This is a genomic window from Advenella sp. S44 (genome assembly GCF_002810445.1).
GTDB lineage: Bacteria > Pseudomonadota > Gammaproteobacteria > Burkholderiales > Burkholderiaceae_B > Advenella.
Genome location: NZ_NEXS01000008.1, coordinates 90,543 through 105,130, shown reverse-complemented (window position 1 = coordinate 105,130; position 14,588 = coordinate 90,543). Strand labels below are relative to the sequence as shown.

The 14,588-nt window shown below is 54.4% G+C and carries 15 protein-coding genes; 10 read left to right on the top strand and 5 right to left on the bottom strand.

All coding sequences use genetic code 11. The annotated features are described in order from the left end of the window. Window positions 1–8 precede the first annotated feature (8 nt). The 3 genes from CAP48_RS13360 to CAP48_RS13350 all read left to right on the top strand — a co-directional run bounded on the left by CAP48_RS13360 (window position 9) and on the right by CAP48_RS13350 (window position 1,890). Entirely contained in the window at window positions 9–221 is a 213-nt protein-coding gene (locus tag CAP48_RS13360) for a hypothetical protein (protein ID WP_100697529.1), read from the top strand. A gap of 340 nt (window positions 222–561) precedes the next feature. Beyond that, window positions 562–948, top strand: coding sequence for a 50S ribosomal protein L19 (gene rplS, locus CAP48_RS13355; RefSeq protein ID WP_100697527.1), 387 nt, complete (start codon window positions 562–564; stop codon window positions 946–948). 222 nt (window positions 949–1,170) lie between these two features. Continuing rightward, a complete protein-coding gene (locus CAP48_RS13350) occupies window positions 1,171–1,890 on the top strand; it encodes a CoA pyrophosphatase (RefSeq protein WP_153045705.1) in 720 nt (239 codons plus the stop codon). An 81-nt stretch (window positions 1,891–1,971) separates the two neighbouring features. Here the strand turns inward: CAP48_RS13350 and CAP48_RS13345 are convergent, their stop codons facing one another. The 3 genes from CAP48_RS13345 to CAP48_RS13335 form a co-directional block, all read right to left on the bottom strand. Further along, window positions 1,972–2,370 (bottom strand): shikimate kinase, encoded by a 399-nt coding sequence (locus CAP48_RS13345; protein WP_100697523.1) that lies wholly within the window; start codon window positions 2,368–2,370, stop codon window positions 1,972–1,974. A 307-nt stretch (window positions 2,371–2,677) separates the two neighbouring features. Continuing rightward, the gene (gene rsgA, locus CAP48_RS13340) at window positions 2,678–3,568 is read right to left on the bottom strand and encodes a ribosome small subunit-dependent GTPase A (protein WP_100697521.1); all 891 of its coding nucleotides are present in this window, start codon (window positions 3,566–3,568) and stop codon (window positions 2,678–2,680) included. Further along, entirely contained in the window at window positions 3,565–4,836 is a 1,272-nt protein-coding gene (locus CAP48_RS13335) for a M48 family metallopeptidase (RefSeq protein WP_100697519.1), read from the bottom strand. Before CAP48_RS13335 ends, rsgA begins: the two co-directional genes overlap by 4 nt. A gap of 53 nt (window positions 4,837–4,889) precedes the next feature. Here CAP48_RS13335 and orn point away from each other — a divergent pair, with 53 nt between their 5' ends. The 6 genes from orn to CAP48_RS13305 all read left to right on the top strand — a co-directional run bounded on the left by orn (window position 4,890) and on the right by CAP48_RS13305 (window position 10,791). Next, on the top strand, window positions 4,890–5,435 hold the full coding sequence (gene orn, locus CAP48_RS13330) for an oligoribonuclease (protein ID WP_100697517.1): 546 nt from the start codon (window positions 4,890–4,892) through the stop codon (window positions 5,433–5,435). A 20-nt stretch (window positions 5,436–5,455) separates the two neighbouring features. Then, window positions 5,456–5,881 (top strand): holo-ACP synthase, encoded by a 426-nt coding sequence (gene acpS, locus CAP48_RS13325; protein WP_100697515.1) that lies wholly within the window; start codon window positions 5,456–5,458, stop codon window positions 5,879–5,881. Window positions 5,882–5,990: 109 nt separating this feature from the next. Then, window positions 5,991–7,019 carry a beta-N-acetylhexosaminidase gene (nagZ, locus tag CAP48_RS13320; RefSeq protein ID WP_100697711.1) on the top strand — a complete coding sequence of 343 codons (1,029 nt, stop codon included), beginning with the start codon at window positions 5,991–5,993 and terminating at the stop codon, window positions 7,017–7,019. Beyond that, the gene (gene uvrC, locus CAP48_RS13315) at window positions 6,982–8,811 is read left to right on the top strand and encodes an excinuclease ABC subunit UvrC (protein ID WP_100697513.1); all 1,830 of its coding nucleotides are present in this window, start codon (window positions 6,982–6,984) and stop codon (window positions 8,809–8,811) included. The genes nagZ and uvrC overlap by 38 nt, the downstream gene beginning before the upstream one ends. A gap of 49 nt (window positions 8,812–8,860) precedes the next feature. Next, entirely contained in the window at window positions 8,861–9,433 is a 573-nt protein-coding gene (gene pgsA / locus CAP48_RS13310; RefSeq protein ID WP_100697511.1) for a CDP-diacylglycerol--glycerol-3-phosphate 3-phosphatidyltransferase, read from the top strand. A 62-nt stretch (window positions 9,434–9,495) separates the two neighbouring features. Then, window positions 9,496–10,791: an MFS transporter gene (locus CAP48_RS13305; protein WP_100697509.1), complete on the top strand. Its 1,296-nt coding sequence runs from the start codon at window positions 9,496–9,498 to the stop codon at window positions 10,789–10,791. Window positions 10,792–11,168: 377 nt separating this feature from the next. Here the strand turns inward: CAP48_RS13305 and CAP48_RS20250 are convergent, their stop codons facing one another. Further along, window positions 11,169–11,306 carry a hypothetical protein gene (locus CAP48_RS20250; RefSeq protein WP_161495262.1) on the bottom strand — a complete coding sequence of 46 codons (138 nt, stop codon included), beginning with the start codon at window positions 11,304–11,306 and terminating at the stop codon, window positions 11,169–11,171. Between the two features lie 477 nt (window positions 11,307–11,783). Between CAP48_RS20250 and aceA the strand changes: the two genes are divergently transcribed. Continuing rightward, complete coding sequence (aceA, locus tag CAP48_RS13300) at window positions 11,784–13,085, top strand: isocitrate lyase (protein ID WP_100697507.1); 1,302 nt, start codon at window positions 11,784–11,786, stop codon at window positions 13,083–13,085. A gap of 280 nt (window positions 13,086–13,365) precedes the next feature. On the opposite strand, the gene mltB is transcribed toward aceA, so the two are convergent. Further along, a complete protein-coding gene (gene mltB, locus CAP48_RS13295) occupies window positions 13,366–14,496 on the bottom strand; it encodes a lytic murein transglycosylase B (protein WP_100697505.1) in 1,131 nt (376 codons plus the stop codon). Window positions 14,497–14,588: the final 92 nt, after the last annotated feature.

The following is a 14,588-nucleotide window of genomic DNA, read 5'->3' as shown; positions in this document are numbered from 1 at the left end:
AATTCATCATGACAACCCCAACTCGCAAGCCCGATGCCACTGTCACTTCAACTATATCAGCCTGCCGTCAGTTCGACCAGTCTTTTGCCACGCTTTATCGCAGAAAAAGCAGCAAAGTGAGTCGCAGCAGCCATCTTTTGGCCGACGTCTGCATGGTAGCAGCGTGGTTTGCGTTGATTCCGGTCATGAATCTTTTAGGTACCGCTGCTGGCCTGGCCTGACCTGCCTCACAGAACGGTTCTTTTGTAGGCTATCGCAAGTCAAATAACGCCGCCTTGTGCCGCTCGTATTGGTAAGCCCGCCTAGAACAAGCTGGCCGACTCGGCATGGCGGTGGCAAGGGTCAATTTGTTGTGTTTTTGCCGCTTTTTGATTGAATTCAACAACTTAAGCCTGTTTGTTCCGTGGTAAAAGGCTAGATCGCTGGTGTGCCTGAGCCAAATAAGCTATACTTTCGAGTTCTATTTATCCTCTGTCGGCAAACGCACCTGAATGGGTCGGTGCAATCACAAATAATGTGACGTTACTCTAAACAGCCGTTCATGATGAACCGGAGTCTATTATGAATCTTATCGAAAAACTCGAGCAGGAAGAAATTCAGCGTCTGACTGGTGGCAATCCCGTGACTGAATTTGCGCCTGGCGACACCGTGATCGTCAGCGTGAATGTGGTCGAAGGCACCCGCAAGCGTGCACAGGCATATGAGGGCGTGGTTATTGCCAAACGCAATCGTGGTCTGAACTCTTCCTTTATTGTCCGCAAAATTTCTTCAGGCGAAGCCGTTGAAAGGACATTCCAGTTGTATTCTCCGCAAATCGCATCTATCGTCGTTAAACGTCGTGGTGATGTGCGTCGCGCGAAACTGTACTATCTGCGCAACCGTTCTGGTAAAGCTGCGCGTATCAAAGAAAAATTGGTACGTAAGGCCGACAAGAAGGCAGCTGCGTAAGCAGGTCTTGCAGCGACTGACTGCTTTACAGTGTTATCGCGTTACCGCTGCCTGGTTTATCGCAGCGCTGTAACGGGGAAAAGGGCCGGCTTTGCCGGCTCTTTTTTTATTGGTCGCTTGCCATTCCTTCTGGTTTCATTTCATTCCGATTGGACCGAAATAATATTGCGTGCCTTAAAATGCGCATATTAAGAACGATCATTTATTGCACAGGACACTGTTTTGACTGAACCACTAAGAAAGCCTATTACGCCCGGGTTTGACGTGCAGGCACAAAAATGGACGGTGGCCAATGAAAATTTGCACGCGATATCTCCTGACTTACTTACATCCGCTTTGATCGAGGGCGCCTTTGATCATAGTCTTGTCTGGTCGGCTGATGCGCTGGTTCAACAATGGAACGAAGCCAAAATCGTCCAATATCAGTCTGAGTCCTATATTGACTCTGCCGTGCTGATGCCGCTGGTAAAGCGCGATGGGGAAATCTTCGTGCTGTTGACCAAGCGTTCCGAAAAGCTATATCACCATCCGGGGCAGGTCAGCTTCCCTGGAGGACGGGTCGAGGAAAGCGACATCAACCCTCAACATACGGCGTTGCGGGAAACGTTTGAGGAAATCGGTGTGCCTACACAGGCGGTGACGGTGCTGGGACAATTGCCGGAATTTTACACAGGAACGGGCTTTTTGTTGCGACCCTACGTTGGCTGGCTCGCCAATACGGTTGAAATAAAAACAGACCAGGTGGAGGTGGCAGAAGTTTTCCAGGTGCCGCTGGCGTTTCTGATGGATCCGGCCAACCATCGTCTGCATCATGCAATTGCCCCCGATGGCAACGAAAGATATTATTATTCCATGCCCTGGAATGGTTATTTCATTTGGGGTGCCACGGCAAACGTGATCAGGAATTTCTACCATCGCCTGTTGGCCGTAGTTCAGGCCTGATCTGTCCAGTTTCGCCTACAGTGAAAATATTCCCTAATGAGTGAGAATGGAGAATGCAATTTCATTGTTTGAGTCAAGGTGTCATAAACGAAACATACCGATTTGCATGGCGCTGATGACCATCTCAAGCGTTTCCTGTCGGGTTTTGCCGTCAACAGACAGAACATGGTGTTCCAGTTCACCCAGCAAAGAAAACTGTTGATGCAGGGCAGCGATAGGTTCTGGGTCTGTCAAGGTGTCGTTACCGCGTTGCTGACAGTGAGCGATTGCCAGCGCTAATGAAGGGCGCAGGACAAGGTAATGCACTGGCGTGGCAATTGTCTGGAAAGACGGTAAAAACCATGGGCCGACTATGCAGAAGTCGTCGGTATGCAGGTGAACCTTTGCGGACCCAGGTTGCTCGGTCAGGGCCAGTGCAGCGGTTGTTTTTCCGGAGCCGGGTGGGCCGGTAAGAATAAGAATTTCGCCAGCGTGTTCCATAACAATTCCGTGTGCATGCAACCGTTTCCGATTTTCGATGACGGGTGATGGTTGTTTTATTGCTTTGAAAAATAGTCAGGCCAATTGTGAAACAAAATCGAGATATTTGCATTCATTGTGCAATTTCGACAGAATACGAATTCCCAATTGATAAAAAATGTCAAATCAAGATAGCCATTTTTACTGAATTTTCAGCAGGGCATAATGACCGGGATACGGGGTAACGCCGTTCGGAGCCAGCGCCCCGATGTCTCTGGCTACGCTGAGCCCACTGTCCACGCGCAAACCCGGAGACGGCAGGGTGGTTTCAATATTTCTGCGGCGCGGTCGACTCGGCTAAGATGCGCAAGTAAAGTTCATGCCGCTTGACGCTGATTAAACCCTGCTCTTTGGCAGCCAGCACGCCACAACCGGGCTCATGTCGATGCGCGCAGTTGTAGAACCGGCAGTTTTGGCTGTAGGGCGCGAATTCTGGAAATCCCTGTTCCACTTCAGTTTGTCCCAGATGTTTGAGGCCAAACGCCTGAAAACCGGGCGAATCGATTAACTGCCCACCATTGTCGGGCAAATGATATAGGCGCGACGATGTCGTTGTATGTTTGCCAGTGCCCAGAGCAATGGAATGCGCTTGGGTGTCGGCGCGAGCTTCGGGCACCAGGATATTCAAAATGCTGGATTTGCCCATACCGCTTTGACCAAGCAGCAGGCTGGTTTTGTTTTTCAATAGGGGCAACAGGGCATTGCGCAATGCCTCGGGCTGCAGGGTGCTGGTTTCGATGATTTGCACGCCCAGCTCTTTTATGTCTGACAGAAGGGCGCGTGCACGCGGCAATCCTTCGGCCAGGTCACACTTGTTCAGAATGATTACGGGTGTGATATCGGCGCTGAATGCGCCGGCCAGCGCCCGGCCGGTCAGATCCTCGGAAAACAGTGGTTCAACTGCAATCACAATCAGCAACTGGTCAACATTAGCCGCAAATTGCTTGGCCCGCATTTCGTCTGAACGGTACAGTAAGTTACGGCGTTCGTGTATTCGTTCGATTCGGCCTTCGTCCTGCCCCTGGGGTTCAATGTCGACATAGTCGCCAACACAAATCCCGCTTTTTTTCCCGCGCGTATAGCATTGGCGCAATTGCCCATCGCCCATTTCGACCTGATAGTGACGGCCGTGAGCGGCTACGACACGCCCGGCGATCATCCGTTTGTTGCCTGCAGCTCTTGGAGTCGTCGGATACGCAGCGATGCTGGTGGATGGCTGTCATAAAAAGCCGAGTGCACCGGGTCTGGCGTCAGGGTGGAGGCATTGTCGTTGTATAGCTTGACCAGCGCAGAAATCAGCGCTTCAGAGCTGGCTTGCGTGTGGGCGTAATGGTCAGCTTCAAACTCGTCCTTGCGAGAAAAGAAGCTGAATATCGGCGCAAAGAAGAACGTGAACACAGGCATGGCCATAAAGAACAGCAGCAGAGCCATAGCATCGTTAGAACCATTGATGACAGGTGAAACCCCCAGGCCTTGGTAAAACCAGATCTGATTTTTCAGAAATCCCAGTACGGCGAAAAACACGAGCGCCAGCAAAAAGCTGAAAATCATGCGTTTTTGTACGTGCTTATGACTGAAATGCCCCAGCTCATGGGCCAGCACAGCTTCAATCTCGTCAGGGTTCAGTTTGCCCAGCAGCGTATCGAAAAAAACAATCCGGCGCGATTTGCCGAACCCGGTGAAATAGGCATTGCCGTGGGCCGAACGCTTGGAGCCGTCCATGACGAACAACCCCTTGAGGGCAAAATGGCAGCGCTGTGCCAGATTGTTGATGCGATCGGCCAGCTCGGGATTATCCAGCGGCGTAAACTTGTTGAAAAGCGGGGCAATCCAGGTTGGGAAGACAAACAGAAGGAATGCGTTGAACGCGACCCAGACCATCCATGCCCACAGCCACCACAGGGGACCGGATGCGGCCATCAGCCAGAGCGTGACAGCGGCCAGCGGCAGGCCCAGAACCACGCTGACCACCAAGCCCTTGATCGTGTCGCTGACAAACAGCCCGAAGGTCATACGGTTAAATCCGAATTTCTGTTCCAGTTTGAATTGCTTCCACAGGCTAAATGGCAGATGCAGCGCGCCGGAAATCAACAGGACAGTGCCAAGCAGCAGAATCTGGCGCCAGAAATCGCCAGGGACGGTGTTAATCAGAAACTCATTGATCAATTGCAAACCGCCAAGCAGTGTAAACGCAATGAGCACCATTGCGTCGAAAACGCGCCGGGTCATAGACAGCTTCATGCGCTCGACCGTGTAGTCAGCGGCACGCTGATGGCTATGCAACCCGATTTTTTCAGCAAATTCGTCCGGCACCCTGGCGCGATGGCGAGTAACATGGCGCGCCTGCCGGCTTGCCAGCCACAAATGCGTTACAGTCTCGAGAAGAAGGAAAAGGACAAATAAAAGCGTAAATGGGGTTGGGGACATTTCTGTTGTGTGCTCTGTGCGAAAATAATGTTTCTGAACTATAAGGATCGAAAATGGCGGTAAATGATCTGCGACTGGTATGGCTGGACATGGAAATGAGCGGCCTGGATCCCGAAAAAGAACGTATTCTGGAGGTGGCGGTTGTGGTAACCGAACCTGACCTCAGCTTGGTGGCGGAAGGCCCGGTTCTGGTGATTAATCAGTCCGATGAGGTTCTGGCAGGCATGGATAAATGGAACACGTCTACCCATGGCCGCAGTGGCCTGACCGAAAAGGTCCGCACCTCTGTGCTCACTGAAGAGCAGGCAGAAGACATTCTGCTTGAATTTCTCGCTCCCTTGGTGCCAAAAGGCGCATCACCACTTTGCGGCAACACAATAAGCCAGGACCGGCGCTTCATGTACAAGTACATGCCGCGGTTCGAGAGCTACTTTCATTACCGCAATCTGGATGTAAGCACGCTCAAGGAACTGTCCCGCCGCTGGAAACCAGAGGTATACAAAGGATTCGATAAGAAAAGCCGCCACGAGGCACTGGCCGATATTTACGAATCCATTGAAGAACTCAAGCACTACCGAGAACATTTTATCAAGGTTTAGCACTTCACGGTGAAATGCCCATGGCTAACGAAGTCACGCCGCCGGCAGCGATTGCCGGTATCGGTACGGACCTGATCCATATACATCGAATCCGCCATGCGTACGAGCGCTTTGGCGATCGATTTGTCGCGCGTATCCTGGGCCCGCAAGAGCGGGAGAAATTCTTGCGCAGACAGGCACGTGACCCGGAGCGCGGCCTTCGCTTCCTGGCTACCCGCTTTGCCGCCAAAGAGGCGTTTTCCAAGGCGATCGGGCTGGGCATGCGCACGCCCATGACCTGGTCGCGCATGCAAACGCTCAATGCGACTAGCGGGCAGCCGCTAGTCGTGCTGGCTTCACCCTTGAAAGACTGGTACGAATCCCGCTACGGGCTGGCCCATATTACCCTGACCGATGAATCTGATCTGGCCATGGCCTTTGTCATTGTCGAGCGTAAACCCGTTTAATCATTCATTTTATTGTTCACAGCCAAAAGGAGTCCCGGTGTCTGCTTCCCCATCCCGCCCCGCCCGCCAATCTGCCCAATCGGCCGCCACTGCAGCAGCTGGCCGACAAATGCCCGGTCCGGTGATGCTGGACGTTGCCGGCCACCGCCTGACCAGTCAGGAGCGGGATCGCCTGGCGCACCCGCTGACCGGTGCGGTGATTCTCTTTGCGCGTAATTACGACAATCCTGAACAACTGGCAGAACTGACAGCGCAAATTCATGAAGCCCGCGACGAACCGCTACTTATTGCGGTGGACCATGAGGGCGGGCGTGTACAGCGCTTTCGCGACAAGGGTTTTACCCACCTGCCATCAATGCAGCAGCTTGGCCGCTATTGGGAGCGCAACCCGTTGCAGGCCATGCGAGCTGCGACCGAGATCGGTTATGTGCTGGCGGCCGAACTGCGCGCCTGTGGCGTGGATTTCAGCTTTACGCCTGTACTGGACTTGGACTATGGTGTCAGCGCGGTGGTAGGCAGTCGCGCCTTTCATCGCGACCCGCGCGTCGTTGCCATGCTTGCTCGTGCCCTCATTCAGGGCTTGAGTCTGGCGGGTATGCGCTCCTGCGGCAAGCATTTTCCTGGTCATGGCTTTGTCGATGCCGATTCGCATGTGGCCATTCCGGTCGACGAGCGTGAACTTGAACAAATCATGGCAGACGATGCCATGCCTTATGACTGGCTGGGCGCGCCGGTGCTCTCTGCGGTGATGCCGGCACATGTGATCTACCCCAAGGTAGATGCCTCGCCTGCCGGCTTTTCCAAAGTATGGGTGCAACAGATTCTGCGCGAGCGCCTGAAGTATGATGGCGTGGTGTTTTCCGACGATCTGACCATGGAAGGGGCCTCGGTCGCCGGCGACATCACGGCGCGTGCCCAAGCAGCGCTTTCTGCCGGGTGTGATATGGTATTGGTATGCAACCGTCCCGATCTGGCCGATACCTTGCTCGATTCACTGCAAATAGCCCCTTCGCCGGCATCGCTTGGCCGGATCCGCGCCCTGAAGCCGGCGGCGTCGTTCATGGACTGGAATACTTTGCAATCAGACTCACGGTATCAGTATGCCCGAGACTTTCGATCTCAAATCCTTTCTGAGTGATCTGCCGCATCTGCCCGGGGTGTATCGCCACCTGGATGCGCAAGACACGGTTTTATATGTAGGCAAGGCCCGCGATCTGAAAAAACGCGTCTCGTCCTATTTCCAGAAAACGCCTGACAGTCCGCGCATTGCGATGATGGTGGCGCGGGTCTGGCGCGTGGAAGTGACCGTCACCCGTTCGGAAGCCGAGGCGCTGATTCTGGAAAACAACCTGATCAAAAGTCTGCGGCCGCGTTACAACATCCTGTTTCGTGACGACAAGTCATATCCGTACCTGATGATCAGTGCGCACGACTATCCTCGCATTGCTTACTATCGCGGCATTACCAGTCGCAAGGGGCGTTTTTTCGGGCCTTATCCCAATTCCTGGGCCGTGCGCGAAACCATACAGATTCTGCAAAAGGTCTTTCGGCTGCGCACCTGTGAAGACACCGTGTTTTCGAATCGCTCCCGTCCTTGTCTGCAATATCAGATCGGACGCTGTACTGCGCCTTGCGTCAATTTCATCAGCGAGGACGAATACCAGCGTGATGTGCAGCAAGCTGTGCGTTTTTTGGACGGCGAGGCCGATGACGTGGTCAACGATCTGCAGTCTCGCATGCAGCGGGCCTCAGACCAATTGCAGTTTGAACAGGCTGCGGCGCTGCGGGACCAGATGCACGCGCTGGCCACTGTGTTGCATCAGCAGTCCATGGAAGAGGTGGACAAGACCGATGTCGATATCATTGCCGTGGCACAGGCGGCCGACAAGGCTTGCGTCAATCTGGCCATGGTGCGGGGTGGCCGCCACCTTGGCGATCGCTCGTTTTTTCCGACACAAGCCGATGGTGAAAGCCGTTCCGACGTCATGACCGCATTCATCGCCCAGCATTATGTAGAAAATCCGCTGCCTCCGGTGCTGGTGTGCTCCGAGACGCTGGCCGATGAGGATCTGCTGGCATTGCTCAATGAACAACAGCCGTCCCGGATCAAGACCCGGCTGCAGACCCGTCCTCAGGGGGTGCGCCGGACCTGGCTGGATCAGGCCTTGCGCAATGCCGAGTCTTCCCTGGCGCGAGCTCTATCAGAGTCGACATCGCGTGCGGCGCGCACGCGTGCGCTGGCCGAACTGCTGCAACTGGATACCGATGATGAAGCGCTGGATGCGCTGCGTATCGAATGCTTTGACATCAGCCATACCGCAGGCGAGGCGACGCAGGCCTCCTGTGTGGTTTATCATCATCATGATATGCAGCCTTCGTTATATCGCCGTTATAACATCGCCGGTATTAACGAAGGCGATGACTATGCGGCCATGCGCCAAGTCTTGATTCGCCGCTTCTCCAAAGTCGCCGATGGCGAGGCGCCGTTGCCGGAAGTCGTTTTGATTGATGGCGGCAAGGGACAGGTTGAAATCGCCAGGCAGGTGTTTGTGGAGTTTGGTCTGGACACCCGTGTTATTGTCGGGGTGGCCAAGGGAGAAGGGCGCAAGGTCGGGTTGGAAACCCTGGTCTTTACAGACGATCGCCCGCCTGTCGCGCTTGGCCTGGGCTCGGCGGCATTAATGCTTGTTGCTCAGGTGCGCGATGAAGCGCACCGGTTTGCCATCACGGGTATGCGGGCGCGCCGCGCCAAAGCCCGGAATGTGTCGCGACTGGAAGAAATTGAAGGCGTTGGCGCCAAGCGCAGGCAGAAACTGCTGGCGCGTTTCGGCGGGTTCTCGGGCGTGGCGGCTGCAAGCATCGATGATTTGCGTTCAGTAGAAGGTATTTCCAGAGAACTTGCAGAACGCATCTATGAGTCATTGCGTTAATGGTAGGATTACACATGATGCCCCGCCGTATTTTGTGTATTAAAGTCCTATGCCACTGAACATACCTATTATCCTGACCTGGATGCGGATCGCCATGATTCCGCTGGTCATTGCGCTTTATTATCTGCCGCTGAACTGGATGGGCGTCCCGTTGCGCGATACTATCGGTGCGCTGGCCTTTGTTTTTGCGGCGCTGACAGATTGGTTCGATGGCTGGCTGGCGCGGCGCTGGAACCAGACGTCATCGTTTGGTGCCTTTCTGGATCCGGTCGCAGACAAGCTAATGGTTTGCGCGGCCCTGTTGATTCTGCTCGACTTGAACCGGCTTGATTCCTTTATTGCACTTATCATTATCGGGCGTGAAATAACCATTTCGGCACTGCGCGAGTGGATGGCAACCATTGGCGCGCGCAATAGCGTTGCCGTGCATTGGGTGGGCAAATTCAAAACCGCCGCACAAATGACCGCAATCCCATGTCTGCTGTTTTACCAGGACTGGCATTCCATTCCGTTTGCCCCCGTTGGCACGGTATTGGTGTACATTGCCGCTGTCCTGACAATCTGGTCCATGTTTTACTATTTGAAGAAAGCGTGGCCCATTATCAAACAACAGCAGAACTGACGTTTTTCTCAGATTTATTCAACCGGTTATCACAGGTATAAACCGGTTATCACAGGTATCATATGACTTCGCAGGTTGTGACTTCTTCTGTCCGCGCTCCCAACGCTGACGGCGACCCAAGAGATTGGAAGGTAATTGCGCTGATCGGACTATTGCATGGCGGTTCGCATTTCTATCAGCTGGTATTGCCGTCACTGTATCTGTCTTTGAATCGGGAGTTTGGCTATAGTTTTGCCGAGCTGGGGTTTGTGGCTACGGTATTCTTTGTTGTTTCAGGTGTCGGACAAGCCTCCTCCGGCTTTGTCGTTGACCACAAGGGGGCGCGGCCTGTACTGCGTTTCGGCCTGGCCTGCATGGTGGTTTCCGCTATGCTGATCTCCATTGCCGACGCCTATTGGGTATTTATCCTCGCCGCGTTCATCGGTGGCGCCGGAAACTCTGTGTTTCATCCGGTTGATTTTTCCATTATTAACCAAAACGTGAGCCAGCGGCGCCTGGGCCACGCCTTTAGTATTCACGGTCTCTCCGGGAATCTGGGCTGGGCACTGGCGCCTATTTTCATTACCTTTTTTATTGTCCAGACCGGATCCTGGCGCGTTGCCGCGGGCGCGGCTGCGGTTGCGCTATTGTGCCTCTTTTTGGCAACATTTATTGGTGCGTCGCTGCTGGCCACGCCGGCAGCCGAGGCCGATAAGCCGGCGCCTGAACAAGTTCGCGCCGCAGAACCGGGATTTATCCACAAATTGCGCATGCTTCTGAAGAATCCGGCGTTGTGGGGGGCATTCCTGTTCTTTGCCTTTACATCAGGCTCCATGTCATCGGTGCAAAATTTCACCATTCCGATCCTGGGATCCTTATACGGCATTGGCAAGGAATGGGCCAGTTCGGCGTTGTCTCTATATATGATTTCAGCGGGCGTTGGCCTGCTCATCGGCGGTTTTCTGGCGGGCAGTACCGACAGGACGGAACGTATTGTGGCCGGCTCGCTGGCTACCTCGGGTGTTGTCTTTATTCTGCTTGCTATGGGGGTGCTACCTTCCGGGCTGGCCATAGCCGGACTCTGTATGGCCGGATTTCTGAGCGGCATGGCCGGCCCTTCTCGCGATATGCTGGTTCGGCGTGTCACGCCCAAGGGCGCGCTGGGCTCAGTTTACGGTCTTGTCTATTCGGGAATGGACGTGGGCTCGGCCCTTGGACCGGTCATGTATGGCTTTATGCTAGATCATCAGGCCGTTCGCGGTCCGTGGCTGGCCGCTGGCGTGGCGTTGTTCGGCGCCGTACTGGCTGCATTCTGGGTGGCATACTGCGCGCGCAGACAACAGGACAGTCGCCCGCTCGCACAGGGCAGTACCGCCTGATGCGGTAAAGTGGCTGTCCAGGCGCTTGCCAATCGCTTGAGTCCGCCGTGTCCGCCGATTGCCAGCCCTTGGGTAGCGGGTCTTGACCGCCCATCGTGGTGAGGTATACTGGTTTCATCGCCTTCAGGCTTGTAAGCACAGCGAATCCAGTCCGATCGTCCTTTATCCGGTCTGGGGCCGCAAGAGTGCATTGCACTTATCATTCAGGGAGGAACCACTTATGACAACCGTCAAGCGACTGGCCGCTTACAGCGTAGTGATGGCCATCCTTCTTCTTGTGTTTTCCCTGTACACTAATCCAGAGCTGTACGTGTCCGTATCCAATCTCTTTTGGTCCTGCTTCGGGGGATTCTAGTCGATCCCCGCGCGGCACGATCTCACCGTTCACGGGCGGGACTGGACGCATCGCGCAGTCGCAGGGCAGTGCCTGTCACTTTCGCGGTGCTATTGCCCAATGCGCGGATGACGGATCGTCGGATGGCAACAGGCGCGATCACATCTGTATTTAAACCCATTCGTGTGCCACCGCATTTTTGATTGATGCTATCTGTGTTCGATCACATCCGTGTTCTTCCTCATTGCCGGTGCTTTTGCGGCATGCACTGTCGTCATGAAACAGGGTTCGATATTGAACAATTAATCAGACGGTCTGGCTATTCTTGCTTACGGATCACCACTCTATCGCTTTTGACGGCATTGCCCTTTAGCCTGGCATCCAGACTGGCCTGTTCACAGTAATTTTCAATTCCCAATTCCGAGTATTTCACATTATGAGATGCTAATTTCACAACATGAATTTTGCATGCTGCGCTCGCAAAAATAGCATTTCATTATCGCAAATACTATTTCATAATATAAAATATAAATCATAATATATTGATTTATATGGCGATAATTTTTAGTCTTATATAAGATATAAGTCTATATTGCAGTGCGGTCTTCAGATAGAATTTTCTCCATAGCATCTTTCTTTTTTTATACAGGAGTCAATCATGTCAAAACGCGAAACCGCTATCCGTAACCTTCAAAAAGATTGGGCCGAAAACCCACGCTGGCAGGGGATCAAACGCGGCTATGGGGCTGAAGAGGTTATCAAGCTGCGAGGCTCACGTCAAAACGAGTACACCCTGGCGCGCACCGGTTCCGAAAAACTCTGGAACCTGCTCAATAACGAACCTTTCGTCAATACGCTGGGGGCGCTTACCGGCAACCAGGCAATGCAGCAGATCAAGGCCGGTCTCAAGGCGATTTATCTGTCGGGCTGGCAGGTTGCAGGCGATGCCAATATTGCTGGTGAAATGTATCCCGACCAGTCGCTGTATCCCGCAAACTCGGTTCCAAACGTGGTGCGTCGTATCAATAACTCGCTGACTCGCTGTGACCAAGTTCAGTGGATGGAAGGCAAGGAAGAGGGCGATGCAGGGTATATCGACTACTTTGCGCCGATCATTGCCGATGCTGAAGCCGGGTTTGGCGGCGTACTGAACGCGTTTGAGCTGATGAAAGCCATGATTGATGCTGGCGCCTCAGGAGTTCACTTCGAGGATCAACTGGCGTCGGTGAAAAAATGCGGCCACATGGGTGGTAAGGTGCTGGTGCCAACGCGTGAAGCCGTTGCCAAACTGGTTTCGGCCCGGCTGGCTGCAGACGTGATGGGTGTGCCGACCGTGCTGCTGGCGCGTACCGATGCGGACGCTGCTGACCTGATAACCAGCGATGTCGACGATAACGATCAGCCATTTCTGACTGGCGAGCGCACGCCTGAAGGCTTTTTCCGCACCAAACCCGGTATGGACCAGGCTATTTCGCGCGGGCTGGCTTATGCACCGTATGCAGACTTGCTGTGGTGCGAGACATCGACCCCCAATCTGGATGATGCGAAAAAATTTGCGGAAGCCATTCACAAACAGTTCCCGGGCAAACTGCTGGCCTATAACTGCTCGCCATCGTTTAACTGGAAAAAGAACCTGGATGATGTCACCATCGCCAAATTCCAGCGCGAACTGGGCGCCATGGGTTACAAATTCCAGTTCATCACGCTTGCGGGATTCCATGCCCTGAATTATGGCATGTTCGAATTGGCCCATGGCTATGCTCGTAACCAGATGAGCGCATTCGTTGAGCTGCAGCAAAAAGAATTCGCCGCAGCAGAACTGGGCTTTACCGCCGTCAAACACCAGCGCGAAGTGGGTACCGGTTATTTTGATGCCGTCACCCAGACTATTGAAGGCGGACGTTCGTCAACAACGGCGCTGACCGGCTCTACCGAAGAAGCGCAGTTCTCTCACGGCTGATCGTGCAGCCGGTCCGGCAACGCTTCTGGCGTATCCGGGCCATGCACGGGTCAGTGTTGACGATGTGTAAAAGAAGCGGCCACCGGATTCAAAAAAGCCGGTGGCCGCTTTTGCTGATTGCTTCCGTTCACAACCCGCAGGGACAAGGTGCAGCCTGTCCGATATAGGGGCAGCCGGCAACCGCATTTTGCATCGGCACAACCGGCAGCAAGCTAGGGGCACCGGGCAGCCTGCGCGCTGGTGCCCCTATCCGCTATTGCTGCGCCGCGTTTCTCATTTCTCAATATGGCATGGTGACCTGATGACCATTGGCACGCTGGCGCTGCGCCAGTCCGTGAGCCAGCTCGGCCACAGAGGCGGCATAGAAGTAGCTGCGGTTGTATTTGGTAATGGCGAAAAAGTTGCGTGTGGCGGTACGATACTCATGTACGCCGCGAACCTCATCACGCAGGTCGATGACGCCGATTTCCTTGCCGTTCTGCCAGTTGCCGCCGCTAGCGCCGGCACGCAGCTTGGCGCCATGACTTTGCAACTGGCGCCAGCTCATGGACGGCTCCAGGCCACCGTCAACCAAGGATGCTGCATTTGCGGGCAATGTCACCGGCGCGAAAACCGGCGCATCGGCGCGCCAGCCATGTTTGGCGAGGTAGTTAGCCACGGAAAGGATGGCATCCTGAGCGCTGTAGCGCAGATCAATGTGTCCGTCATTGTCACCGTCTACTGCATAGTGCTCGATGCTGACTGGCATAAATTGCGGAAGGCCAATGGCGCCGGCAAAGGAGCCGGTAGCGGCATTGGCATCGACTTTGTCGCGATAGTCAAGATCCAGCAGGGCGGCCAGCTGATTGCGGAACATCTGGGCCTTCTCGGGGCGGTTCGCCTCGGGATGGTGAAAGCCCAGGGTATACAGGGTATCCAGCACGCGGAACGACCCGGTTTGTTCCCCGTAGACGGTTTCCACGCCGATGATCGCGGCAATAATCGCAGCAGGAACGCCGTAAGTTTTTTCTGCCCGGTTCAGGGTTTGCCGGTTGGCATCCCAGAAGGTCGTCCCTTTGCGCAGGCGAATGGGTTCGACAAAACGGCTGCGGTAGCTGAGCCAGGCGCGGGTTACCCGTCCGCCTGTGCCTTTGGGCGTCATCAGGCGGACGACCCGGTCGTCCACAGTGGCCGTGGCAAGTAGCTGTTCGATGTGCGAGCGCGGGATGGCATGGCGCTCAGAAACTTGGGCGACAAAAGTGTTCCGGTTCGCGCTCAGGCTTCGGTTTTCCGCTGCCCAGCCCGTCGGTCCACTGGTGCCGGACTGCGTTGACGAGCCTCTATCACTCGATTGCACCGATTGGCCGGTGGATGAACACGCCGATAAAGACAGCAGCAATACCGGTACAAGCAGTGCAAAAGATCGTTTCAAGAGGAACCCCGTGAAGTTGTGGTGACGTTGGAAGTATGGGAAATTAGCAGCATCATGCCATAATTTGCGGCAAAAACCGAGAGATTGAGTAT